The following is a 24,808-nucleotide window of genomic DNA, read 5'->3' as shown; positions in this document are numbered from 1 at the left end:
TCGTCAGGGTATTGACCAGGATTCGCCCGTAAAGTCAGGGAGATCCCACAACAGGAATGTGGCATTAAGACGGCATAATAAAATCAACCGCCTATTCTAGATAACCGGAGCGAGAGCGATGAAAAACGTCATCACGGTTTGCCCCTATTGCGCATCGGGTTGCAAGATAAACCTGGTGGTCGATAACGGCAAAATCGTGCGCGCAGAGGCTGCCAACGGGAAAACCAATCAGGGCAAACTGTGCCTGAAAGGTTATTACGGTTGGGATTTTATCAACGATACCCAGATCCTCACCCCGCGCCTGAAAAACCCGATGATCCGCCGCACGCGCGGCGGCAAGCTGGAGTCGGTTTCGTGGGACGAGGCGCTGGACTACGTCGCCCGCCGCCTGAGCGACATCAAGAACCAGTACGGCCCGGACGCGATCCAGACCACTGGCTCCTCGCGCGGTACCGGGAACGAAACCAACTACCTGATGCAAAAATTTGCCCGGGCGGTGATTGGCACCAATAACGTCGACTGCTGCGCACGCGTCTGACACGGCCCCTCGGTTGCAGGTCTGCACCAGTCGGTCGGTAATGGCGCCATGAGTAATGCCATCAACGAGATTGATAACACCGATCTGGTGTTTATTTTCGGCTATAACCCGGCGGATTCGCACCCTATCGTGGCGAACCATATTCTGCGCGCGAAGCACAACGGTGCCAAAATCATCGTCTGCGATCCGCGTCGGATAGAAAGCGCGCGTATTGCCGACCTGCACATCGCCCTGCGCAACGGCTCGAACATCGCCCTGTTGAATGCGATTGGACACGTCATTATTGCCGAGCAGCTGTACGACCCGGCGTTTATCGCGGCCCGCACCGAAGGCTTTGAGGACTACCGTAAGATTGTCGAAGGCTACCCGCCGGAGTCGGTCGAAGCCGTCACCGGCGTCAGTGCGCAGCAGATCCGCCAGGCGGCGCGCCTGTACGCCGGGGCCAAAACCGCGACGCTGCTGTGGGGCATGGGCGTCACCCAGTTCTGGCAAGGGGTGGAGACCGTGCGCTCGCTGACCAGCCTCGCGATGCTGACCGGCAATCTCGGCAAAGCCCACGTCGGGGTCAACCCGGTACGCGGGCAGAATAACGTGCAGGGTGCCTGCGACATGGGAGCCCTGCCGGATACCTTCCCGGGCTATCAGTTTGTTAAGCATGCGGAAAACCGCGAGAAATTCGCCAACGCCTGGGGAGTGGAGAGCCTGCCCGCGCATACCGGGTATCGCATCAGCGAGCTGCCGCATCGCGTGGCGCATGGCGAGGTGCGCGCGGCGTACATCATGGGGGAAGATCCGCTGCAAACTGACGCCGAACTGTCGGCAGTACGCAACGCCTTTGATGCCCTGGAGCTGGTGATTGTGCAGGACATCTTTATGACCAAAACCGCCGCCGTGGCGGACGTTATCCTGCCGTCTACCTCATGGGGCGAGCATGAAGGGGTTTACACGGCCGCAGACCGTGGCTTCCAGCGCTTCTTTAAAGCGGTGGAGCCACAGTGGGATCTGAAAACCGACTGGCAAATCATCAGTGAAATTGCCACCCGGATGGGCTATCCGATGCATTACGACAATACTCAGCAGATCTGGGACGAACTGCGCCAGCTGTGTCCGGGCTTTACAGGTGCAACCTACGAAAAAATGGGTGAACTGGGGTATATCCAGTGGCCGTGCCGGGATGAATCCCCGGACGACCAGGGTACATCGTTCCTGTTCGAGGAAAAATTCGATACCCCGAACGGGCTGGCGCAATTCTTCACCTGCGACTGGATGGCGCCAATGGATAAGCTCGATGATGACTATCCACTGGTGCTCTCTACCGTACGTGAGGTGGGGCACTACTCCTGCCGCTCGATGACCGGCAACTGTGCGGCCCTGTCTGCGCTTGCTGATGAACCGGGCTACGTGCAGATCAACACCGACGACGCCGCACGCCTCGGCATTGAAGATGAGGCGCTGGTGTGGGTCAATTCGCGCAAAGGTCGGGTCATCACCCGGGCCCAGGTCAGCGACAGGCCCAACATGGGTGCGGTGTACATGACTTACCAGTGGTGGATTGGGGCTTGTAATGAACTGGTCACAGAAAATTTAAGCCCGATAACCAAAACACCGGAATATAAATATTGTGCTGTGCGTGTAGAGCCCATCGCCGACCAGCGGGCGGCAGAAGAGTATGTCCTCGAGGAATATACCCAACTGAAAAAGCATTTACGCGAAACCGCCATGGGCTGATGCGTCATTAACGGAACGAAGAATAAAAAGGGAGTGATATATTCACTCCCTTTTTATTCATTCAATAATAATTAAACCTGCTGAATATTATTATGCGAGCGCAATTCCAGAATAATGTAATTCGCCATACAGCGATTTACACCTTCTCTTTCTGATTCATGGAGATAATACTGACGACGGGTGCTTAAGGCTTTCTGTCTTAAGCAGTACCGAGGGACAGAAAGTGAAAAGCCCCGGATAATGTTTCCATTAACCGAGGCTCTCTTCCCTCACAACCCAACACGAGGGACGATAGCCTCTTATTCTTTTATTTGCAAGGAGTAAAAGGCATGACGCCATTAAAATATGCGACAGCAATAATATTAATTATCTGTTTGACCATAGTGCTATTCACCTTTATTAATCGCGGCAAGTTATGCGAACTCACAATAAAGAGTGAGCAGCATGAAGTGGCGGCTAAATTAGCCTGCGCCGCAGGCTAGCTTCGGTGGGCGGGGTCACCCGCCCGGCTTGAGTGGGGTTGGGGTCTTAATGCACCCTTTTTTTTCTGCTCGTACCGCGCTTATACTCGCGCAATGTACCCAGACGAAAAAAGCATATGAAACACCTTTATCTGTTGTTGTTACTTTTATCCTCCCGGGCATTTGCCGAGGAGATTGGCAGCCAGTATCTGGCGCAGGCGCAGGCCGGTGACAGCCGCGCCCAGTATTACCTCGCCGAAACCTATTACAGTTCCGGCGACGATAAACAGGCCGAACAGTGGGCCGAAAAAGCCGCCACCGGCGGGGACGTCGACGCCATGGCGCTGCTGTCACAAATCAAGTTTAAGCATGGCGATCTGGCCCAGGCAAAAGGGCTGGCGCAGCAGGCGATGGTAGCGGGCAGCGCACCGGGTGCGGTGATGCTGGCGCGGCTACTGGTCAATACCCAGGCCGGGAAAACCGACTACCCGCAGGCGCTGAGCCTGCTGCAGAAGGCTGCAGAAAATACCGAGGATGACGCCGCGGTGGATGCGCAGCTGCTGCTGGGGCTGATCTACGCCAACGGCGTGGAAGTCGCCCAGGATGACGCCCAGGCCACCGTCTGGTTTAAGCGCAGTTCCACCCTCTCGCGCACGGGTTACGCCGAGTACTGGGCAGGCAAAGTGTTTCAGCAGGGGGAAGTTGGGTTTATCACCCCCAATAAACAGAAGGCGCTGTACTGGTTAAATCTGAGCTGTAGCGAAGGGTTTGATACCGGATGCGAAGAGTTTGATGCGTTAAGCGGGGAGTAATTTCCCATCCTCTCCCCAAAGGGGAGAGGATGATTCTGTCTTACTGATCCGCCGTCTTATCGAAGCGACCCAGCATTTCACGTTCATAAGCCCGCGCTTTCTTGCTGTCGAACTGATGTTCCCATTTGGCAATCACCAGCACCGCCAGCGCATTGCCGACCACGTTCAGCGCCGTACGCGCCATGTCGAGAATACGGTCTACACCGGCGATAAACGCCAGTCCTTCCAGCGGAATGCCTACGCTACCCAGCGTGGCCAGCAGCACCACAAACGAAACGCCCGGAACACCGGCAATCCCCTTCGAGGTGACCATCAGAGTCAGCACGAGGACGATTTCCTGCCACAGAGAGAGATCGATTCCGTACAGCTGCGCAATAAAGATGGCGGCAATACTCTGGTACAGCGTCGAACCATCAAGGTTGAACGAGTAGCCGGTCGGCACCACGAAGCTGGTGATCGACGCTGGAGCGCCGTAGGCTTCCATCTTCTCAATAATACGCGGCAGCACGCTCTCAGAGCTGGCGGTGGAGTACGCCAGAATCAGCTCGTCCTTCAGGATGCGGATCAAAATCCAGATGCTCAGCCCACAAATTCGCGCCACCAGTCCCAGCACCACCAGCGCAAAGAACAGGATCGCGAAGTGCACCAGCAGCACCAGCTTCGCCAGCGGCCACAGGGAGGCAAAACCGAAGTTCGCCACGGTGACAGCAATTAACGCAAACACCCCAACCGGCGCATAGCGCATCACCATATGGGTGACTTTAAACATGGTTTCGGAGATAGAACGGAACACAGTCACCAGCGGTTCGCGATGCGTCGCCGGCAGGGAGGAAAGCCCCAGACCAAACAGCACCGAGAAGAAGATGATCGGCAGCATTTCGCCCTTCGCCATCGACGCCACGATATTGGTCGGTACCAGCGACAGGATGGTGCCCATCAGGCCATGCGCGTGGCTCTGTACATCCGCCGTGGTGCTTTGGTATTTCGAAATATCCACCGTCGCCAGCTGCGACATATCAATACCCGAGCCCGGCTGGAACACGTTCGCCAGCGTGATGCCGAGAATGATCGCCACCGTAGTGATCACTTCGAAATAAAGGATGGTTTTCGCGCCGATACGCCCGAGCTGCTTCGCATCGCCCACGCCTGCAATCCCGACCACCAGCGTCGAAATCACAATCGGTACAACAATCATTTTAATCAGGTGAATAAAGATATCACCCGCAGGCTGCAGCATGTTCACCACCAGCCATTCACGGCTGTCGCTGTGATAATGCAGATAACTACCCAGCAAGATACCCAGCACAAGGGCCAGCAAAATTTGCCAGGCCAGGCTGACTTTCAAAATTTTCATAACAAGAGACTTCCTCAATGAAGCGTTCGTACTCGTAAAAAGAGGAGGACGACACATACTGAAAGGGCATGAATTGTGTTGCGTTCGTTTATGGGTTTTTTAACGCGGCGTATCAGTACCATTTGCACGGCATGCTGCGCAAGCCTTTAACAACAAGGCATTTGACTGACAAATGAGGTTATTACGCTAATTTCTATTAGTCTGGCTTAATAACCTTTTGTTATAAAAAAACTTTTTTATCAACAAATGTAAATAATCGTTTTAGGCAATTATTTTTCTTGAAAGTATCATTTGCTTATTTTTTGAACTCCACAATTTTCCCGTGATCTGCCGCCCAAATAGTAAACAAAGCTGACCAGCCCTCTGTAATTAACTTTTATGCGACATATTATTAACATTCAACAAGGAGAACAAAAGCCATGAGCCAAGTCCACAAACACGACATTCCCGCCAATATTGCGGACCGTTGCCTGATCAATCCGGAGCAATACCAGGAGCAATATCAGCTATCCATTACTAACCCTGACGCCTTCTGGGGCGAACAGGGCAAAATCCTTGACTGGATCACCCCGTATCAGACGGTCAAGAACACCTCTTTTGCACCCGGTAACGTCTCTATTAAATGGTATGAAGACGGTACCCTGAACCTGGCCGCCAACTGCCTGGATCGCCATCTCGCCGAGCGCGGCGACCAGACCGCCATCATCTGGGAAGGCGATGACGCGACCCAGAGCAAAAAAATTACCTACCGCGAACTGCACCGCGACGTCTGCCGCTTTGCCAACGTGCTGCTGGAGCAAGGCATCAAAAAAGGCGATGTCGTCGCCATTTATATGCCAATGGTGCCGGAAGCCGCCGTGGCGATGCTGGCCTGTGCCCGTATCGGTGCCGTGCATTCGGTGATCTTCGGTGGCTTCTCGCCGGAAGCCGTTGCCGGACGCATTATCGACTCCAGCTCAAAACTGGTGATCACCGCCGATGAAGGCGTGCGTGCCGGGCGTGCGGTGCCGCTGAAGAAAAATGTCGATGACGCGCTGAAAAATCCGAATGTGAACAGCGTCAACAGTGTGATTGTACTCAAACGTACCGGCAACGCCGTGGAATGGCATGAGGGACGCGACCTGTGGTGGAGCGACCTGATAGAGCAAGCCAGCGACCAGCACCAGCCGGAAGCGATGAACGCGGAAGATCCGCTGTTTATCCTTTATACCTCGGGATCCACCGGCAAGCCGAAAGGCGTCCTGCATACCACCGGCGGTTATCTGGTGTATGCCGCGACCACCTTTAAGTATGTCTTTGATTACCATCAGGGCGATATTTACTGGTGTACCGCCGACGTGGGCTGGGTCACCGGTCACAGCTACCTGCTGTACGGCCCTTTGGCCTGCGGCGCAACGACCTTGATGTTCGAAGGCGTGCCTAACTGGCCAACCCCGGCGCGAATGAGCCAGGTGGTGGATAAACATCAGGTCAATATTCTCTACACCGCACCCACTGCTATCCGCGCGCTGATGGCAGAGGGCGACAAGGCGATCGAAGGCACTGACCGCTCTTCTCTGCGCATTCTCGGTTCCGTGGGCGAGCCGATTAACCCGGAAGCCTGGGAGTGGTACTGGAAGAAGATCGGCAACGAGAAATGCCCGGTGGTCGATACCTGGTGGCAGACCGAAACCGGCGGCTTTATGATTACCCCGCTGCCTGGCGCCACCCCACTGAAAGCCGGTTCTGCGACCCGTCCGTTCTTTGGCGTCCAGCCTGCGCTGGTGGATAACGAAGGCAAGCCGCAGGAAGGTGCAGCCGAAGGAAACCTGGTGATCGCCGACTCCTGGCCGGGCCAGGCACGTACCCTGTTCGGCGATCACGACCGCTTCGAGCAGACCTACTTCTCCACCTTTAAAAACATGTACTTCAGCGGCGACGGCGCGCGGCGTGACGAGGACGGTTACTACTGGATCACCGGACGCGTGGATGACGTGCTGAACGTCTCTGGTCACCGTCTGGGGACGGCGGAAATCGAATCAGCGCTGGTGTCGCATCCGAAGATTGCCGAAGCGGCCGTGGTCGGTATTCCGCACAACATTAAAGGCCAGGCGATTTACGCCTACGTCACCCTGAACCACGGCGAAGAACCGTCGCCGGAGCTGTATACCGAAGTGCGTAACTGGGTGCGTAAAGAGATCGGCCCGCTTGCCACCCCGGACGTGCTGCACTGGACCGACTCACTGCCAAAAACCCGCTCAGGCAAGATCATGCGTCGTATCCTGCGCAAAATCGCCGCCGGCGATACCAGTAATTTAGGCGATACCTCAACCCTGGCCGATCCGGGCGTAGTGGAAAAACTGCTCGAAGAGAAGCAGGCCATCGCCATGCCATCGTAATCCGGTTTTCTCCCTCTCCCTGTGGGAGAGGGCCGGGGTAAGGGCATTCAACCGCACCTTTCCCCCTCACCCTAACCCTCTCCCACCGGGAGAGGGAATAATAAAAACTACTACCCTACAAACCCCGGAGACTCTGTGATGAATGATAATATTTGTCAGCAGATAGAGAACAGTGCGCACTACAGGGAGCTCGTCGATAAGCGGCAACGGTTTGCCTTCACTTTATCTATCATCATGTTAGCTGTTTACATCAGCTTTATTTTACTGATTGCCTTTGCGCCTGGCTGGCTGGGTACCCCGCTGCATGCCGGAACCAGCGTCACTCGCGGGATCCCGATTGGCGTGGGTGTGATTCTGATCTCCTTCGCCCTGACCGGGGTGTACATCTGGCGGGCGAACGGCGAGTTTGACCGTCTGAATCAGGCTGTACTGCGTGAGGTAAAAGTATCATGAAGAGAGTCCTGACGGCGCTCGCCGCCACACTCCCCTTAGCCGCCAACGCGGCGGATGCCCTGACCGGGGAAGTCCAGCGCCAGCCCACTAACTGGCAGGCGATCGTGATGTTCCTGGTGTTTGTGGTGTTTACCCTCGGGATCACCTACTGGGCCTCCAAACGCGTACGTTCGCGTAATGACTATTACACGGCGGGCGGCAATATCACTGGCTTCCAGAACGGGCTGGCGATTGCGGGCGATTATATGTCTGCCGCGTCGTTCCTCGGGATCTCCGCGCTGGTGTACACCTCCGGCTATGACGGGCTGATTTACTCGCTGGGCTTCCTGGTGGGCTGGCCGATCATTCTGTTCCTGATCGCTGAGCGTCTGCGTAACCTGGGTAAATTTACCTTTGCCGATGTCGCCTCCTATCGCCTGAAGCAGGGGCCGATCCGTGTTCTCTCTGCCTGCGGTTCGCTGGTGGTGGTGGCGCTATATCTGATCGCCCAGATGGTCGGTGCCGGTAAGCTTATCCAGCTGCTGTTCGGCCTGAACTACCACATCGCGGTGGTGCTGGTCGGCGTACTGATGGTGATGTATGTGCTGTTCGGCGGCATGCTCGCCACCACCTGGGTGCAGATCATCAAAGCGGTTCTGCTGCTGTTTGGTGCGAGCTTTATGGCCTTTATGGTAATGAAGCACGTCGGTTTCAGCTTCAATAACCTGTTTGCCGAAGCGATGGCGGTTCACCCGAAAGGGGCGGCAATCATGAGTCCGGGTGGGCTGGTGCAGGATCCGATATCGGCCTTGTCTCTGGGTCTCGGCCTGATGTTTGGTACCGCCGGTCTGCCGCATATCCTGATGCGTTTCTTCACCGTGTCAGATGCGCGTGAAGCGCGTAAAAGCGTCTTCTACGCCACCGGTTTTATGGGTTACTTCTACATCCTGACCTTTATCATCGGCTTTGGTGCCATCATGCTGGTGGGGGCGAACCCGGCGTTTAAAGACGCAGCGGGCGCGCTGATTGGCGGCAATAACATGGCAGCGGTGCATCTGGCCGATGCGGTAGGCGGCAACCTGTTCCTCGGCTTTATCTCGGCGGTCGCCTTTGCCACCATCCTGGCGGTGGTTGCCGGTCTGACGCTGGCGGGTGCTTCTGCGGTCTCCCATGACCTGTACGCCAACGTGTTCCGTAAAGGTGCCAGCGAGCGCGATGAGCTGCGCGTCTCCAAAATTACCGTTCTGGTGTTGGGCGTCGTGGCGATCCTGCTGGGGATCCTGTTCGAGAATCAGAATATCGCCTTTATGGTGGGTCTGGCCTTCTCGATTGCGGCCAGCTGTAACTTCCCGATCATCCTGCTCTCGATGTACTGGTCAAAACTGACCACTCGTGGGGCGATGGTGGGCGGCTGGCTGGGCCTGATGACGGCGGTGGTCCTGATGGTGCTTGGCCCGACCATCTGGGTGAAGATCCTCGGTCATGCCACGGCAATCTTCCCGTATGAATACCCGGCGCTGTTCTCCATTGCGGTGGCATTTATCGGGATCTGGTTCTTCTCTGCGACGGACAACTCAGCAGAAGGGAATCTGGAGCGCGAGAAATTCCGTGCGCAGTTCATCCGTTCGCAAACCGGTCTGGGTATCGAAAAAGGTCACGCGCACTAATCCCCTCCCCGGCCGCTGGTCGGGGATCACATTTTTTCCCCCTTCTGGTGACGTTAATCACGTCACCGGAAGCAAAAAAGCCGATGTGTATCACAAGCTTTATCTGCATTTCGCAAAGGTCGTCACACTTTCCCCGTTTTCACCGCAATCCCCAGCTTTACCTCTGCCCCCCGTACAGACAACCCTGCCGGTAGTTTTTATGCTTAGGTTATCGCAACTCATTCAGGCTGCTGGCAAAACGGTGCAGGCGCTCCGGGCTCAGCAGCAGCGGCAGGAACAGCGGCCCGCTGGCGGGCGGATTCACCAGCCAGCGCTCGAGGGTATCGCTGTAGCGCAGCAGGCGTTGCTGATGCTGCAGCAACGTGTCCGCAGGCAGGCTGTTAGCACCGTAATGGTCGAGCCACAGGATATCGGTCACCGCGGCCGCAACATGGGAAAACATCTGGCTGTAGATTTCCGCGCTGCGCCAGGCGGCCAGCAGGATCTCCAGCGTGTCGTCCGGGCAGGTTATCCGCGGCATCAGCTCACGCAGGTTTTGTACCGTACGCGACGCCAGGAAGCAGGCGGCCTCTTTTTCCAGCGCCACCCGCTCGCGCTGCTCTTTGCCAAGTGTCGGATCGTCAGTGGGCATCAGCGGCTGCCAGGCGTGCATCCAGTTGGCGCTGCGGGTGTCCATATGCAGCAGTAGCTGCGCCTGGGCCACGCTCTCGGGGATCTGACTTTGATAGTGCAGCCGTCGCCCGAGGAAGTTGGGCGTTTTACACAGCCAGTCGTAGCTGGCGCGCAGGATGGCGTCGAGCTGATGTTTGTCCTGCAGCGAGCGAAAGCCAAGCTGATGATGCTCGACCCAGCGCTCAAAGGGGGCGGGCAGCGTCGAATCGGCAGTCTGGTTAGCGGCGGTCAGGCCGAACAGATTGATGGCGTTGGCGGAGTCCATCACCCGGCTGTCGGGCAACCACTGCCAGCTGACTCGAGAGGTCACAGCTTCAACTTCGTTTTCTGCGGCGCTGAGCGCCCAGCTTAAGCGGCCGCTGATTTCATCGGCCAGATAGCACGGCAGCGCGGTCCAGCCGTAGCCGGTACCGAAGAGATCGTACTCGATCCACTTTTTGTGCCCCGGCAGCGTGGCGATGTGGGGATGATTGGCAAAACCCGGGTGGTAATCCAGCTCCGTGGCTTTGATCGAGGCGCGAACGTCATTCGGCAGGGTTGCCAGCATGTTGGACAGCTGCTGTCGCGGCCAGCTGTCATCGATATAGTCGCGCAGCACCAGCTTTTTGCCCTTGGCGCGCAGCAGGCTCCAGACATCGTGCAGGCTTTGCTGCCAGCGCGCGGTCTGAAAGTCTGGCGTCGTCAGGCTGAGAATAAGCCCGCTCAGATGCGGCAGCGAATGTAATAGCGGATGCAATATTGCCGAATAGAAATGCTGCCAGAAATCCGGCGCGCTTTTTTCTTCGAAGGTCAGTTCGGGAAATTTACGCTTAATAATATCGTCATTCGGCGCGGCTTCACCCTGCAGCCAGAACGATAAATTATTGTCTGCCAGATAACGGTCGACGCGTATTAAATACTGCAACGCGTAATGTTGCTGATGAATTAAGTTCTCGACGTTAAGTTTCTGACTTAACGGCGAGGGCGTTGCAAGCACAGAAAGCAGTTCCTGTTGGTGCAGGATGATCCCAGTGAAACCATGCTGTTTCGCGCTTTTAACGCCCTGAATAAACCAGGGCCAGTGCCAGATAAAAGTGCTGTTCAGCTCCATCAGTTGATGCGGAATACGTTTCATTGCGTCGCCTTGCTGATATTTGAGTCCATATCTTAATTGAGGATGTCATGAAAAAATATGCATTGGTCGGAACGGGCGGGCGCGCGGGTTTATATATTTCCGCTATTGGCGGCAGCTGGCGTGATAACGCCACGATGGTCGCATTTTGCGATACCAACCAGACGCGAATGAATTACGCCAACCAGCTGTTAAAAAATGAAGGCGCAGAGCCGGTCTCAACCTGGAAAGCGGCGCAGTTTGAAGAGATGATCCGCGAAACGCGCCCGGACACGGTCATCGTCACCACGATGGACCGCACCCACGATGACTACATCATCCGCGCCCTGCATGCGGGCTGTGATGTGATCACCGAAAAACCGATGACTATCGATGAACAGCGCGCCCTGCGCATTCTCGATGCCATCGAAGAGACCGGCCACACCGTGCGCGTAGCCTTCAACTACCGCTACGCGCCGCACCACAGCAAAGTGCGCGAACTGCTGATGCAGGGCGCGATTGGCAACGTCACCTCCGTCCACTTTGAGTGGCTGCTGAATACCGAGCACGGCGCAGACTACTTCCGCCGCTGGCACCGTGAAAAACGCAACAGCGGCGGCCTGCTGGTGCATAAATCCACCCACCACTTCGACCTGATGAACTTCTGGCTCGGCAGCTACCCGGAACGCGTATACGCCGAAGGCAGCCTGCAGTTCTACGGCAAAGAGAACGCCGAAAAACGCGGCGTGACCCAGTTCTACCCGCGCGCCCACGGCTTTGCCGCAGCGCAGGATGATCCGTTTGCGCTGCATATGGCGGATAACGCCCAGCTTAAAGCGCTGTATCTGGACGCCGAGCATGAAGATAACTACTTCCGCGACCAGAGCGTGTTCAGCGACGGGATCACCATCGAAGACACCATGTCGGTGCTGGTGAAATACCAGAATCAGGTGCAACTCACCTACTCCCTCAATGCCTACCTGCCGTGGGAGGGGCTGAACGTGGTCTTTAACGGCACCGAAGGCCGTCTGGAGATGAAGATTGTCGAGAAGTCGTACGTCAACGCCGGGGGCAAACGCGCTGAAGAGGGCAGCCTGGAAGCCTGCGATATCACCGTCTTCCCGATGTTTGCCGAACCCTGGAAAGCGGAGTTTAGCCTCGGCGAAGGGGGTCATGGCGGCGGTGATAACGCCATGCTGGACGACCTGTTCGGCACACCCGGCAACGATCCGCTGCAGCGGGCGGCCGATCATCGCGCGGGAGCGATGTCGATCCTCACCGGGATTGCGGGCAACATTTCGATGCAGCAGCAGCGCCCGGTGAATTTTAAGGAGTTTGAGCTGGTTTCGCGTCTGACGAAACGTTAAGTACCGTATCCCGGCGCGGCAGAGGGCTGCGCCGGACACGGGTCAGTATTGAGCCGTTACTCACCTGTTTAATAATAAAAATTTATGCCCCTATACACAAAATCATTCAAGTTGCGGCAAGGAAGCGCAGCCCCAGGAGCGTACATAAGTACGTGACTGGGGTGAGTGAGCGCAGCCAATGCAGAGGCAGCTTGAAGGATGAAGTGTATAACTGGAGACAATAATGAATAAACTCGTGTCAGGTATCATCGCATCGCTGTTATTTTCCTGTACCGCAAGCTGGGCGCAGCCCGTTGAATTACGCATGTCGTGGTGGGGTGGCAACAGCCGTCACCAGGCCACGCTAAAGGCGCTGGAAGCCTTTGAAAAAGCGCATCCGGAGATCAAAGTGAAGGCCGAGTACACCGGCTGGGACGGGCATCTTTCACGCCTGACCACCCAGATGGCCAGCGGCACCGAACCGGACGTGATGCAGACCAACTGGCCGTGGCTGATCCTCTTTTCCAAAAACGGTGACGGCTATTACGACCTCAACACGCTGAAAGCGGAGCTGGATCTCAGCCAGTATCAGGCCAGCGACCTGCAATCCACCACCGTTAAAGGCAAGCTCAACGGACTGCCGATCTCGGTCAACGCGCCGGTGTTTTACTACAACGATCTCACCTGGCAAAAAGCCGGGCTGGCTTACCCGAAAAACTGGGATGAATTCTTTGCCGCCGGGAAAGTGTTCCAGCAAAAGCTCGGCAACAACTATTATCCTTACGCCATGGTCGATCAGGACGTCATTCTGCTGCTCAATGCCTACATGATGCAGACGCACCAGAAATCGATGTTCAACAGCGACGGTACTTTTGCCTGGAACGAGGCGCAGTGGAGTGAGGCCTTCAGCTTTGTGAAGCGTCTGAGTGACGACCATGTACTGCCGTCGCCGAAGACCCTCTCCTCGTACGGCAAGGGCAATCTGTATGAGATGAAGCCGTGGATCAACGGCGAATGGGGCGGGTTGTTCACCTGGAACATCACCATCCGCATGTTCGCCAACAACATGACGCCGCCGGCGAAACTGGTGCTGGGCGACTACGTGATGCAGCCCGGTAGCAGTGAGTCCGGGGTGTACTTCAAAACGGCGCAGATGCTGTCGGTGGCGAAATCCACTAAACACCCAAAGGAGGCGGCGATCCTCGTCAACTTCCTGCTTAACGATCCGCAGTCGGTCGAGGCGCTGGGGCTGGAGCGTGGCATCCCGCTCAACAAGGGGGCGGAGGCGCTGTTATCCGAAAAAGGGGTGATTGACCCGAGCGATCCGGTGATTGCCGGGTTACGTCAGGCGCAGTCGCTGCAGACTACCGTCGTCGCCACGCCGTATATTGAGGATTTGCAGGTGATCGACCAGTTCACCGCCGCGCGCGAAAAACTGGATCAGGGCAAGCAGACCCCTGCCCAGGTGGCCGCCGATTTCCGCCAGCAGGTGGAGCGGATTGTGCGGCGTCTGAACCGTTAGTTCAGAACATCACCCACGCCACCAGCGGGGCAATCAACACCATCACCACGCCGGAGAGCATCATCACCAGGCTTGCCACCACACCCTCCTGTGGACCCAGTTCATAGGAGCGTGCGGTGCCCGCCCCGTGCGATGCCGCACCAAATCCGGCGCCTTTCGCCATCCCTTCGCGGATGGCGAGGCGCAAAAACAGCATATCCCCCACCGCCATACCAAACACCCCGGTCACCACCACGAACAGGGCCACCAGATCCGGCTGTCCGCCGAGCGGTTTTGCCGCCGCCAGCGCAAACGGCGTGGTCACGGAGCGCACCGCCAGGCTGCGCTGGATCTCATCCGACAGGGTAAACAGCCGCGCCAGCCACACCGAACTGCAGACAGCGACCACCGTGGCCGTTACCACCCCGGCAGAGAGCGACATCCAGTGACGTTTGATGACCGCGAGGTTGTCATACACCGGCACCGCAAAGGCAATGGTTGCCGGACCGAGCAGCCACAGCAGCCAGTGCGATTCGCCGATATAGTTCTGCCAGGAGATATGCCCCCATACCAGCATCATCACCAGCAAAATCGGGGTGAATACCAGCGGCATCAGCAGCAGTTTGCGAAAGCGGCGATAGAGACGTTTGTTGGCAAAGTAGATAACCAGCGTCACAGCAAGACACAGCACGCTGACCTGAAAGTTAGTCATGTTTCTGCCTGCTGATTTCAAAGCGATAGACTTTATCCACCACCCACGCGGTAGAGCCCAGCACCATCAGGGTGCTCAGAGCGATCACCGCAAAGATGCGCCAGCCGTCCACCAGCAGCAGTTGGGCATAATTCACCACCGCCACCACCGCTGGGACAAAAAACAGCAGCATTTCGGCCAGCAGCCAGCGGGAACCGGCCCGCACCCAGCGCAGGGGGATAATGCGGCACAGGATCAGGCTGAACAGCAGCACCATCCCGACCAGGTTGGCCGGAAGCGGCAGATGCAGCCAGTCGACAAGGTATTCGGCAAAGACGAAAAGACCCGCATACAGCAGTACCTGAACCGGTACCTGGAGTCGTTGCACGACGGCAGGCGTAACACGAACTAACGCCACGGTCATGGCGGATTCCTTAAAATGAGACGAGGCGCCAGTATAGTGAGCGCACGTTACTGACTGAAATGAATTAAAATCATCAAAGGTATAGTTTCGAGGAATAATCATGGACATAAGAACGCTGCGTTACTTTGTCGAAGTGGTCCGTCAGCAGAGTTTTACCCGCGCAGCGGAGAAGCTATTCGTCACGCAACCCACCATCAGCAAAATGCTGAAAAACCTCGAAGATGAGCTGAACTGTACCCTGCTGATCCGCGACGGGCGCAAGCTGCTGCTGACCGATACTGGCCGGGTGGTATTTGAGCGCGGGCTGGCGATCCTGGCGGAATTTCGCCAGCTGGAGGCCGAGCTTGGCGACATCAACCATCTGAACAAAGGCATATTGCGCCTCGGGATCCCCCCGATGGTCGGGATGATGATGGCCGGGCCAATCGGCCTGTTTCGCCAGCGCTATCCCGGCGTGGAGCTTAAAATTTCTGAATTCGGCGGCTTAACCGTCCAGCAGGCGGTGATGAATGGCGAGCTGGATCTGGCGATGACCGCCCTGCCGGTCGAAGAGGACAGCGGGCTGACTGCGCTGCCGTTGTTCAGCCATCCGCTGTGCGTGCTGGTGCCGCGCTCCGGTAGCTGGCTGACGCTCGACACCATCGAGCCCGAGATGCTGGCCGAGCACCCTTTGCTTATCTACAACGAAGATTTTGCCCTCAGCCGCCAGCTGATGCAGCTGTTCAGCCAGCACGGCGTTAAACCGCGCATCGCGGTGCGCAGCGGCCAGTGGGACTTTCTGGCGGCGATGGTGCAGGCGGGCGTCGGCATCGCCATTCTGCCGCAGCCGATCTGCGAAAAGCTGGATAAAAATACGCTGCGCTGGATCCCGCTACAAAGCGATCTGCACTGGCAGTTAGGGATGATCTGGCGGGAAGGGGTTTATCTGTCGCACAGCGCCCAGGCGTGGCTGAAATGCTGTGAAGGGTTTTGGACGTCGGTGGAATAATGCCGGGTGGCGGCTTCGCCTTACCCGGCCTACGCGCTAATTGTAGGCCCGGTAAGCGTAGCGCCACCGGGCAAGCGGTTACTGCTTCTCAACCAACAGCGCTTCCATCAAATCGAGATCGTGCAGCAATTTTTGCAGCGTCTCGTTGCTGATCTCCCGCGTGGCGCGCAGGTGGTATAGCTCGGCGCGTTCAGCGCGCAGCGCGGCCAGACGGAAGCGGCGTTCGAGATTTTCTTCCATCCGCGAGCTTTCCGCATCATTACGCCCATCCGCACGGCGGCGCAGGTTACCAATTACCCGCGAACTCACCTCTTTCAGCAGCTGAGTATCAATGTTCTCTTCGGTATCGACCGCCAGCCGCTCCTCCATTTTCTGGATGGTGACAATCGCCACTTCAGCGGTTGCTGCCCGGGCAATCCGCGCCTCTTTATGCTGCTGGACGTGATCGCCCACCTCCATATGCTGCAGCAGGATTGGCAGCATCACTACGCCCACAAACAGGGAGAACAGGATCACTCCCGCCGCGAGGAACACCAGCTCGTAGCGCGCCGGGAAGACGTTGCCGTCCGGCAGCAGCAGTGGAATGGAGAGCACACCGGCAAGGGTGATGGCACCACGTACCCCGGCGAAGGTTGAAATCAGCAGCTCGCGGGTGGTCCAGGAGCCAAACTCCATCGGCTTCTTCTTGAGAAAACGCATGCTGAAGTTTTTCATCGTCCACAGCCAGCCGAAACGCACCAGCATCAGTGCCAGATAAATCAGCACGATATCGGTGAACAGCATCCAGGTTTCGACGTTCGGATCCGCTTCTGCCGCCACCAGCGACGACTCGAGAATGCCCGGCAATTGCAGGCCCAACAGCAGGAATACCATGCCGTTAAAGACAAACTCCAGCATCGCCCAGGTGCTGTTGGCGCGCAGGCGCATCGCCAACGGGGCATTGCGCATCACGCCGGAACGGGTGATGGTCATCCCCGCCGCCACCGCCGCCAGAATGCCCGACACGCCAAGGTGTTCGGCAATCAGGTATGAGGCGAACGGCAGCAGGAACAGCAGCACGATTTGGGTAGCCGGTTCGTCACCGCCCCAGCGGCTCAGGAAGCGCAGCGAGCGGCCGTACAGCCAGCTCACCACAAAGCCGGCAATAATGCCGCCAATCGCCACTTTAAAGAATTCGACGGTCGCGCCGCCGATAGTAAAGACCATGGTGCCCATCGCCACGGCGACGGCAAATTTCAGTGCCACCAGGCCGGAGGCGTCGTTCATCAGTGCCTCGCCCTGCAAAATGCCCATGATTTTCTTCGGAATACGCCCTTCTCCGACGATGCCGGACAGCGCCACGGCATCGGTCGGCGACAGCACTGCCGCCAGCGCAAACGCCGGTATCAGCGGGATCCCCGGCACCACCCAGTAGATGAGAAAACCAATCCCCACCACGGTGACGACAACCAGCGCCAGCGCCAGACCGAAGATTTCTCGTCCATGTTCGAGAAACTCACGGGTGGGCGTTTTCCAGCCGTCGGCGAACAGCAAGGGGGGGATAAACAGCACCAGAAACAGTTCCGGATCAAACTCGACATGCAATCCGAACGAGGGCCACGCCAGCAGAGCACCGATGGCAATCTGCATCAGCGGCAGCGGTAACTGGAAGGGCAGTACGCGGGTGACGACCCCGGAAAGGGAGACCAAAAGGGTCATGATGAGTATTGTGAAGAAGATTTCCATGCGTTCCCTGTTTGCGAGATTTCTGTACGTTTAAATCATTGGCATCTTGCCACAGTGTATCGTCCCCAGAGTAACGCATAAGGCAACGAGATGTGTTCCGAAAATGAAAACGGGCGGCCTGAGCCACCCGTCTTTTTAGGCAGTTGACAGCTTAGATTGCCCAACCACCCGCATAGAACGCCACCAGCGCAATGGCGATAACCACCGTACCGATGTTCAGTTTGCGCCATTCGCCCGACACAATACGGCCAATCACCAGCGAGGCAAAGCCAATCATGATGCCGGTAACGATGTTACAGGTCAGCACAATAAACACGGCGGTGATAAGCCCTGCCATCGCGTCAACGAAATCGGCAAAATCGATTTTCGCCACGTTGCTCAGCATCAGCAGGCCAACGTACATCAGCGCAGGGGCTGTCGCGTAGGCCGGAACCAGGTAAGAGAGCGGCGCGAGGAACAGGATCAACAGGAACAACACGCCAATGGTAACGGCCGTCAGACCGGTTTTGCCACCTGCCGCGGTTCCCGCTGCGGATTCGATATACACCGCCGCCGGGGCTGCGCCCACCAGGCCCGAGAATACGCTGCTCAGGGAGTCGGTGGTCAGCGCTTTGCCGCCATCGATAATCTGACCGTCTTTATCCAGCAGGTTAGCCTGTCCGGCAACGGCGCGGATGGTGCCGGTGGCATCAAAGACCGCCGTCATCACCAGTGCCAGCACGCTTGGCAAGATCACCGGGTTAAGCGCGCCCATAATGTCCAGGCTGCCGATCAGCGAGTTACCGTTTTCATCACTCAGGGATGGCATCGCGAAAATGCCGGAGAAATGCACGCTCGGATCGAAAATCAGGCCGATGATGGAGATACCCACGATAGTCAGCAGGATCCCGCCAGGCACTTTCAGTTTTTCCAGACCGATGATCACCGCCAGGCCAATCAGGGACATGATCACCGGGAAGCTGGCGAAGTGGCCCATTGCAACCGGCAGCCCGTCCAGCGGGTTCTTAATGACCAGGCCCACGCCGTTCGCCGCAATCAGCAGCAGGAACAGACCGATACCGATACCGGTGCCGTGCGCCACGCCCTGCGGCAGGTTGCGCAGGATCCAGCTACGAATCCCGGTGGCAGAGATGATGGTAAACAGTACGCCCATCAGGAACACCGCACCCAGCGCAACCGGCACGCTGATATGCTGACCCAGCACCAGGCTGAACGCGGTAAACGCGGTCAGGGAGATGGCGCAGCCGATCGCCAGCGGCAGGTTCGCCCACAGGCCCATCACGATGGAGCCGACGCCCGCAACCAGACAGGTGGCAACAAAAACCGCAGCCGGTGGGAAACCGGCTTTGCCGAGCATACCTGGCACCACGATCACGGAGTAAACCATGGCCAGGAAGGTCGTCAGACCGGCAACCACTTCCTGACGCGCGGTGCTGCCGCGCGCTGAAATTTTAAAGAAGGCGTCAAGTGAACCGCCGGTACGCGCAGAAGGCGTAGACATAGAAAACATCCCCTGAAAAAGATAATCGTCGTTTGTAAGCGTGATGGACATTCCACGGCCAGCGAAACGTCATATCCTTGTGCCAGATTGATGACCACCAGGGGGCGTCATAAAAAAAGCAAACGTTTAGCTCCGCGCTTACAAATCGGGTGGTGAAATAAAAGCAAACGATTATCCGTCCTGAACATGGGCATTTTCAACTTAACTTTGTCGTTTTCCCCTAAAATTTGATCGGGACGGCGAAGAAGTAGACAGAGGATGCGCAAACGTTATCGTCAATGCGCAATTTGATAACATTTTCAGGGCCCGCCGGGGATCTCGAACGGTCCTCCTTGCTGGATCGCCCGCTGCCAGGCCGGACGCATATCGACCTTTTTCTGCCAGGCCTGCAGATGCGGAAGATCGCTGATTTCGCCACGGGACAGCAACGCCATCACCGGATAGCTCATCTGAATATCCGCCATGCTAAGGCGATCCCCGGCAAACCAGGGGTTCTCCGTCAGCCAGGACTCAAGATAGCGGGCGTGGGTTTCCAGCTGGCGATTGAGATACGCTTTTTGTACCCCCTGGCCCAGCACTTTGCCGAGCGATCGCAGACCAAAGGGGATCGGCGGCTTGCCGAGGCTGGCGAAGACCAGCTTCATCAGCAGCAGCGGCATCAGCGATCCTTCGGCGTAATGGAGCCAGAAGCGGTAGTTCAGCTTGAGCTGTGCCTCCTGCGGCTTGAGCCGTGATTCGGGATCGTAGGTTTCCTGCAGATATTCGAGAATAGCGCCCGACTCCGCAAGGATCAGGCCGTTATCCTCCAGCACCGGGGATTTACCCAGCGGATGGACTTTGCGCAGCGCGTCCGGTGCCATCATGTTTTTTTCGCGCTGATAGCGGACAATCTGATAAGGCAGAGCGAGTTCTTCCAGCGCCCAGAGCACGCGCTGAGATCGGGACTGATTGAGGTGGTGAACCGTAATCATGGTCATCTCCAGTTAGGCTGACTCACTAACTATAAAAAACTGCACAACATGGCGAAAAAATTTTGCCAGGATTTTTCCCTTGAAAGCTGGCAAACCTGCGGCCCCGGCCTAGAATTAAAGTGTCAGCACAAACCGGAACCTCCCAAAATTGCTCGACTGAGGGGTGTTGATGTCGGGGGAAACCCTCCTGTGAACCAGCGGGATAGAGAGAAAGACAAAGACCGGGAATAAACTAAAGCGCCCTGTTGTGGCGCTTTAGTTTTTTATGTGTTGCCGGAATTAATCCTCTTCCAGCAGTCGCGCCCCGGTCCCCTGCTCACCCAGCCTGTCGCCAGGGTTGCGCAGCGGGCAATCACTGCGCGACAAACATCCACAGCCGATGCAGGTGTCCAGTTCATCGCGCAGCGCCTCCAGGGTATGAATGCGTCGATCAAGCTCTTCGCGCCACTGGGATGACAGCATCCTCCACTCTTTAGCACTCAGCGCGTGCCCTTCAGGCAGAATGCCAAACGCCTCGCCAATGGTCGCCAGCGGGATGCCTATCCGCTGGGCAATCTTAATGATCGCCACGTAGCGCAGCACCTCGCGGGTGTAACGCCGCTGGTTGCCGGCATTGCGGATGCTCTTAATTAACCCTTTGCTTTCATAGAAATGCAGTGCTGACACCGCCACGCCACTGCGCTTGGCCACCTCACCCGGGGTCAGCAGCGCTTTAATACGCGGTAATTTCTTTTCCATAAAACCCCTTTACCTCAAGTTAACTTGAGGAATTATACTCGGCCGCAGATAAAAACACGAATCCACAGCTACAGGTATATCCGGAGAGAGGCCGATTTATGTCGCATCAGCAGATTGTTCACACACTTATTGAATGGATGGATGAGCATATCGATCAACAATTAAGTATCGATGTGGTGGCTAAAAAATCGGGTTATTCGAAGTGGTACCTGCAGAGGATGTTCCGGGCGGTGATGCACCAGACGCTGGGCGAGTATATTCGTCAGCGCAGGTTATTACTGGCGGCGCAGGCGTTACGCACCACGCAACGTCCTATTTTTGATATCGCGATGGATTTGGGCTACGTGTCTCAGCAGACGTTTTCTCGTGTCTTCCGCCGCGAATTTGATCGCACGCCTACCGACTACCGTCATCAGCTCAATTAATGGCTGTGGGCCAGTGATGCTGCGACAGGCTGTTGCTGCCAGGTCATAAAGTCCTGCGGCGACATTGCCTTCGCAAAGTGCCAGCCCTGACAATACTGTACCCCGCGTTTATGTAACCATGTCACCTGCTCTGCCGTCTCCACCCCTTCCGCGATGGTCTTTAAGCGCAGGCTTTGCGCCATTTCAATGATGTGCTCGACGATCAGATGGCTGGTGCTGTTGGTGGTCAGCGTGTCGATAAAGGTTTTATCGATTTTCAGGATATCGACGTTCAGCGAGTACAGATTGTGCAGGTTGGAATAGCCAGTACCAAAATCGTCGATCGCCACTTCATAGCCCGCCTGACGAAACGCCTGGATAACCGGCGTCGTTTTCGGCACATCAATGAAACCGCGCTCCGTCACTTCGATTTTGATCTGCTGGGCGCGCACCGAATAGTGCCGGGCCTTATCGGTAATCATCGCAATCAGGCGTGAAGAGTGGAAATCCGTCGCGGAGAGGTTAATCGAAATATAGAGGTGTGGGTTGCAGGCCAGGAAATGGCCCAGATCGCTGAACAGCTCTTCCACTACGTAATCCGTAATGCGCTCGCTCATCCCCTCTTTTTCCGCCAGCGGAATAAACTCCACCGGACTCATCACCGGCCCATTAAAGCCCGGCCAACGCAGCAGGGCTTCTGCTCCCACGCACTGATTGGATTTAATGTCGATAATCGGCTGATAGTGCAGGCAAAGCTGGCGTTTATTTAAGGCGCGATGTAATAAGCGGCCCGGCGAATTTAATTCGCGTCGTGTTCGCGACCACAGTAATAAAATAATGATGCTGCATAACATCCCCAGCGGCAGGGTTAGGGTCGCCTGATGAAAGAAGGCGGCATAAAATTGTTTACTGGTCGTCGAAACAATCGCGGCGATAGGTCGCTTCTGTGACTGAACCACGGTGTAAAAGCGCCCCTCATGCTGGAAGATGGTTTCATTATCATCCACGAGCTTATGTAATATACTTTCGTTTGCCTGTTCGCTGACCGAGAAAAAGGTATTGGTTACCGTGTCAAATACACCCCATGCCAGGGAGTGATCGGATGACATGACTTCACTATAAGACAGCGGATTGACCACCACCACGTAATTACCTTGCTGCATATAAGTCATTTTATATCCAGCGTAGAAAGGCGTGTCGCGGTAATAATAGATGGAGACATCCGGCGCACGTTTGTAATTAGCCTCAGGGATGATGTAAGCGTTTTGCGGGGTACTTAATGTTGAGCAAACAAAGTGACGATCTTTCGCATAAATTAAATCGGCAATGTACAGACGGCCACGAACAATATTTAGCATATGTTGTCGATGGGCTGGCGTACAAATATCACCCGCATATTTTATGGCGTCGTTGCGTGCTAAATCGACCTGCTGAATAACCAGCTCAGTTTTATCTAAGGCGAGTTCGGCAAATGAGCGAAGATGACTGCTGGTTTCGCTGATGGCGCGTTGCTGAGCAAACCATAGCGAAAGCATCACAGGCAGTAAAACCACCATGATGACCCCCGCTATTTTCAGCACCTTGCTCCGCGCGCTATGATTCATTTCCGCCCTATATCCCTGCTTTTAATGTGCCTATAGTCATGAAGGCCGGATGCTTTGTTAAACAGGTGATTACGTTGCATGAATCATGCGAAGTTAGCAACTGACTTTTACCCTCAATAACCTAATATTTGGTTATGCCGATAATATTTGTCCGTAAGCCAAACTGAAAGTATTCGTTTCGTTTTTATTAAGTAAAATAATTATCCATTCTGAACGGATGGTTTCAAGATAACACGACAGAGGATCGTTGATTAAGTCAAACTAACGGTAGGGTGAAAAAAATACAACATTATCGTGAAAATTTAGGCTATTTAAAGCTGTAGCTGATTTACATGATTTATAAATAATCAACCGTAGCCATCCTTTTCCTCACGTTTCGTTCGCACGCCTGGAGCCCATCGTCTTCCTCGCGCGGCGACCCACGCGCAACAAACGCCATCCGAAATAGCCACAACCTTTAAGCGGTTAAAAAAAGCGCGTTTTTACCGCGTCCACTACTGGTGAATAAAAGAACAAACGTGATATAGTTCACACATCTTGTGCAACAAGAAACAATGTTTCATTATTGTGAATTTGAGTCTGCCGATAGCCAGTCTGCCACAACCTGTGGGCAACGTCGCGCTATCCCTGGCGGCGGATACCTTTGAGGATCGGTTTTTATGGCAACCATTACCACCGGCGTTATGCTTGCGCGCTGGGAATTTTTGAGCGCAATGCTGATGTTTCTGGCCAGCACGCTGAATATTCAATTTCGTAAAGCGGATTACGCCGCGCTGGCAGTGGTCAGCACCTGCATGGGCCTGGCTGCGGCCTGCTGGTTCGCGACCGGGTTACTGGGGATCACTCTGCTGGATGTCGCCACTATTCTGCACAACGTCAAAGAAGTGATGGTTGAGGCAATGAGCCATACGCCACCAGACTGGCCAATGATGTACACCTGATAGCAATGCCAGAAACAAAAAACCCAGACCGATGTCTGGGTTTTTGTTTATTGCGCAACGCAGGTTCTGCGGTTATCAGAACGGGATGTCGTCGTCGAAATCCATTGGCGGTTCGTTAGACTGCGCCGGAGCAGACTGCTGCTGCGGACGAGACTGTGCGCCGCCGCTGAACTGGTTGCCGCCGCCCTGTGGCTGCTGAGGCTGACCCCAGCTACCCTGCTGCTGCTGACCCTGACCCTGACCGCCGCCTGCCGGTGCGCCACCGCCCTGACGGCCACCCAGCATCTGCATGGTGCCGCCGACGTTGACCACTACTTCTGTGGTGTATTTTTCTGCGCCGGACTGATCGGTCCATTTGCGGGTACGCAGCTGGCCTTCGATGTAGACCTGAGAACCTTTACGCAGATATTCACCGGCCACTTCTGCCAGTTTGCCAAACAGCACAACGCGGTGCCATTCAGTCTGCTCTTTCATCTCACCGGTCGCTTTATCACGCCAGGATTCGGAAGTAGCCAGCGTAATGTTGGCAACTGCACCACCACTCGGCATGTAGCGTACTTCCGGGTCCTGGCCCAGATTACCGACGAGAATCACCTTGTTTACGCCTCTGCTGGCCATGATCGTGTCTCCTGAATTCGTTTCTTAGTAGTGTAACGCGCGAGTGTACCATTTCCACGTGGTGTTCCGATAGTTTCGAAGCATCTTCCAGAGTTCTCACGAACTTTACATTGTTGCACAGGTAATCAGAATTTGCATTCCAATACTGTATATTCAAACAGGTTAAATTGTGTCATAATTAATCGTTTCTGCCGGTTGTCCTTCAAGCAAACCAGGCATTCCGT

Annotated in this window: 21 protein-coding genes; 11 read left to right on the top strand and 10 right to left on the bottom strand. The window is 55.8% G+C overall.

Features of this window, described 5'->3' with window-relative positions; genetic code table 11:
• The first annotated feature begins 118 nt into the window (after positions 1-118).
• The 3 genes from fdhF to M8013_RS03010 all read left to right on the top strand — a co-directional run bounded on the left by fdhF (position 119) and on the right by M8013_RS03010 (position 3,539).
• On the top strand, positions 119-2,266 hold the full coding sequence (gene fdhF / locus M8013_RS03020; RefSeq protein WP_271266357.1) for a formate dehydrogenase subunit alpha: 2,148 nt from the start codon (positions 119-121) through the stop codon (positions 2,264-2,266).
• A gap of 329 nt (positions 2,267-2,595) precedes the next feature.
• Positions 2,596-2,748 carry a Hok/Gef family protein gene (locus M8013_RS03015; protein WP_271266356.1) on the top strand — a complete coding sequence of 51 codons (153 nt, stop codon included), beginning with the start codon at positions 2,596-2,598 and terminating at the stop codon, positions 2,746-2,748.
• 116 nt (positions 2,749-2,864) lie between these two features.
• Positions 2,865-3,539 carry a tetratricopeptide repeat protein gene (locus tag M8013_RS03010; RefSeq protein WP_271266355.1) on the top strand — a complete coding sequence of 225 codons (675 nt, stop codon included), beginning with the start codon at positions 2,865-2,867 and terminating at the stop codon, positions 3,537-3,539.
• 40 nt (positions 3,540-3,579) lie between these two features.
• Here M8013_RS03010 and gltP read toward each other — a convergent pair whose 3' ends face one another.
• Positions 3,580-4,893: a glutamate/aspartate:proton symporter GltP gene (gltP, locus tag M8013_RS03005; protein ID WP_271266354.1), complete on the bottom strand. Its 1,314-nt coding sequence runs from the start codon at positions 4,891-4,893 to the stop codon at positions 3,580-3,582.
• Positions 4,894-5,312: 419 nt separating this feature from the next.
• Here gltP and acs point away from each other — a divergent pair, with 419 nt between their 5' ends.
• From acs to actP, 3 genes are all read left to right on the top strand, one after another.
• Complete coding sequence (acs, locus tag M8013_RS03000) at positions 5,313-7,271, top strand: acetate--CoA ligase (RefSeq protein WP_271266353.1); 1,959 nt, start codon at positions 5,313-5,315, stop codon at positions 7,269-7,271.
• A gap of 138 nt (positions 7,272-7,409) precedes the next feature.
• On the top strand, positions 7,410-7,724 hold the full coding sequence (locus tag M8013_RS02995) for a DUF485 domain-containing protein (protein WP_271266352.1): 315 nt from the start codon (positions 7,410-7,412) through the stop codon (positions 7,722-7,724).
• Positions 7,721-9,370 carry a cation/acetate symporter ActP gene (actP, locus tag M8013_RS02990; RefSeq protein ID WP_271266351.1) on the top strand — a complete coding sequence of 550 codons (1,650 nt, stop codon included), beginning with the start codon at positions 7,721-7,723 and terminating at the stop codon, positions 9,368-9,370. Before M8013_RS02995 ends, actP begins: the two co-directional genes overlap by 4 nt.
• Before the next feature lie 208 nt (positions 9,371-9,578).
• Here actP and M8013_RS02985 read toward each other — a convergent pair whose 3' ends face one another.
• Positions 9,579-11,156 (bottom strand): hypothetical protein, encoded by a 1,578-nt coding sequence (locus M8013_RS02985; RefSeq protein ID WP_271266350.1) that lies wholly within the window; start codon positions 11,154-11,156, stop codon positions 9,579-9,581.
• 47 nt (positions 11,157-11,203) lie between these two features.
• On the opposite strand from M8013_RS02985, the gene M8013_RS02980 reads away from it, so the two are divergent.
• Together M8013_RS02980 and M8013_RS02975 are read left to right on the top strand one after the other, a co-directional pair.
• Positions 11,204-12,499 (top strand): Gfo/Idh/MocA family protein, encoded by a 1,296-nt coding sequence (locus M8013_RS02980; RefSeq protein ID WP_271266349.1) that lies wholly within the window; start codon positions 11,204-11,206, stop codon positions 12,497-12,499.
• Positions 12,500-12,719: 220 nt separating this feature from the next.
• Positions 12,720-14,000 carry an ABC transporter substrate-binding protein gene (locus M8013_RS02975; protein WP_271266386.1) on the top strand — a complete coding sequence of 427 codons (1,281 nt, stop codon included), beginning with the start codon at positions 12,720-12,722 and terminating at the stop codon, positions 13,998-14,000.
• 1 nt (position 14,001) lies between these two features.
• On the opposite strand, the gene M8013_RS02970 is transcribed toward M8013_RS02975, so the two are convergent.
• Both M8013_RS02970 and M8013_RS02965 read right to left on the bottom strand, forming a co-directional pair.
• Positions 14,002-14,691 carry an LrgB family protein gene (locus M8013_RS02970; RefSeq protein WP_271266348.1) on the bottom strand — a complete coding sequence of 230 codons (690 nt, stop codon included), beginning with the start codon at positions 14,689-14,691 and terminating at the stop codon, positions 14,002-14,004.
• On the bottom strand, positions 14,684-15,094 hold the full coding sequence (locus M8013_RS02965; RefSeq protein ID WP_271266347.1) for a CidA/LrgA family protein: 411 nt from the start codon (positions 15,092-15,094) through the stop codon (positions 14,684-14,686). The genes M8013_RS02970 and M8013_RS02965 overlap by 8 nt, the downstream gene beginning before the upstream one ends.
• Positions 15,095-15,194: 100 nt before the next feature.
• On the opposite strand from M8013_RS02965, the gene M8013_RS02960 reads away from it, so the two are divergent.
• Positions 15,195-16,082: a LysR family transcriptional regulator gene (locus tag M8013_RS02960; RefSeq protein ID WP_271266346.1), complete on the top strand. Its 888-nt coding sequence runs from the start codon at positions 15,195-15,197 to the stop codon at positions 16,080-16,082.
• 78 nt (positions 16,083-16,160) lie between these two features.
• On the opposite strand, the gene M8013_RS02955 is transcribed toward M8013_RS02960, so the two are convergent.
• The 4 genes from M8013_RS02955 to soxR form a co-directional block, all read right to left on the bottom strand.
• Positions 16,161-17,807 (bottom strand): Na+/H+ antiporter, encoded by a 1,647-nt coding sequence (locus M8013_RS02955; RefSeq protein ID WP_271266345.1) that lies wholly within the window; start codon positions 17,805-17,807, stop codon positions 16,161-16,163.
• A gap of 151 nt (positions 17,808-17,958) precedes the next feature.
• On the bottom strand, positions 17,959-19,308 hold the full coding sequence (gene ghxP, locus M8013_RS02950) for a guanine/hypoxanthine transporter GhxP (protein ID WP_271266344.1): 1,350 nt from the start codon (positions 19,306-19,308) through the stop codon (positions 17,959-17,961).
• A gap of 299 nt (positions 19,309-19,607) precedes the next feature.
• The gene (locus M8013_RS02945) at positions 19,608-20,279 is read right to left on the bottom strand and encodes a glutathione S-transferase family protein (protein WP_271266343.1); all 672 of its coding nucleotides are present in this window, start codon (positions 20,277-20,279) and stop codon (positions 19,608-19,610) included.
• Between the two features lie 279 nt (positions 20,280-20,558).
• Entirely contained in the window at positions 20,559-21,017 is a 459-nt protein-coding gene (gene soxR, locus M8013_RS02940; RefSeq protein ID WP_271266342.1) for a redox-sensitive transcriptional activator SoxR, read from the bottom strand.
• Positions 21,018-21,115: 98 nt separating this feature from the next.
• On the opposite strand from soxR, the gene soxS reads away from it, so the two are divergent.
• Entirely contained in the window at positions 21,116-21,442 is a 327-nt protein-coding gene (gene soxS, locus M8013_RS02935) for a superoxide response transcriptional regulator SoxS (RefSeq protein ID WP_271266341.1), read from the top strand.
• Here soxS and M8013_RS02930 read toward each other — a convergent pair.
• A complete protein-coding gene (locus M8013_RS02930; RefSeq protein WP_271266340.1) occupies positions 21,439-23,025 on the bottom strand; it encodes an EAL domain-containing protein in 1,587 nt (528 codons plus the stop codon). The two genes, soxS and M8013_RS02930, sit on opposite strands and share 4 nt — an antisense overlap.
• Before the next feature lie 659 nt (positions 23,026-23,684).
• On the opposite strand from M8013_RS02930, the gene M8013_RS02925 reads away from it, so the two are divergent.
• Positions 23,685-23,966 (top strand): YjcB family protein, encoded by a 282-nt coding sequence (locus M8013_RS02925; RefSeq protein WP_271266339.1) that lies wholly within the window; start codon positions 23,685-23,687, stop codon positions 23,964-23,966.
• A gap of 75 nt (positions 23,967-24,041) precedes the next feature.
• On the opposite strand, the gene ssb1 is transcribed toward M8013_RS02925, so the two are convergent.
• Positions 24,042-24,584, bottom strand: coding sequence for a single-stranded DNA-binding protein SSB1 (ssb1, locus tag M8013_RS02920; RefSeq protein ID WP_271266338.1), 543 nt, complete (start codon positions 24,582-24,584; stop codon positions 24,042-24,044).
• Positions 24,585-24,808 lie beyond the last annotated feature (224 nt).

The sequence above is a fragment of the Silvania confinis genome (assembly GCF_025564085.1).
Taxonomy (GTDB): domain Bacteria; phylum Pseudomonadota; class Gammaproteobacteria; order Enterobacterales; family Enterobacteriaceae; genus Enterobacter; species Enterobacter confinis.
The sequence above is the reverse complement of the archived record's forward strand: the minus strand, read 5'-3'. Positions and strand labels throughout refer to the sequence as shown.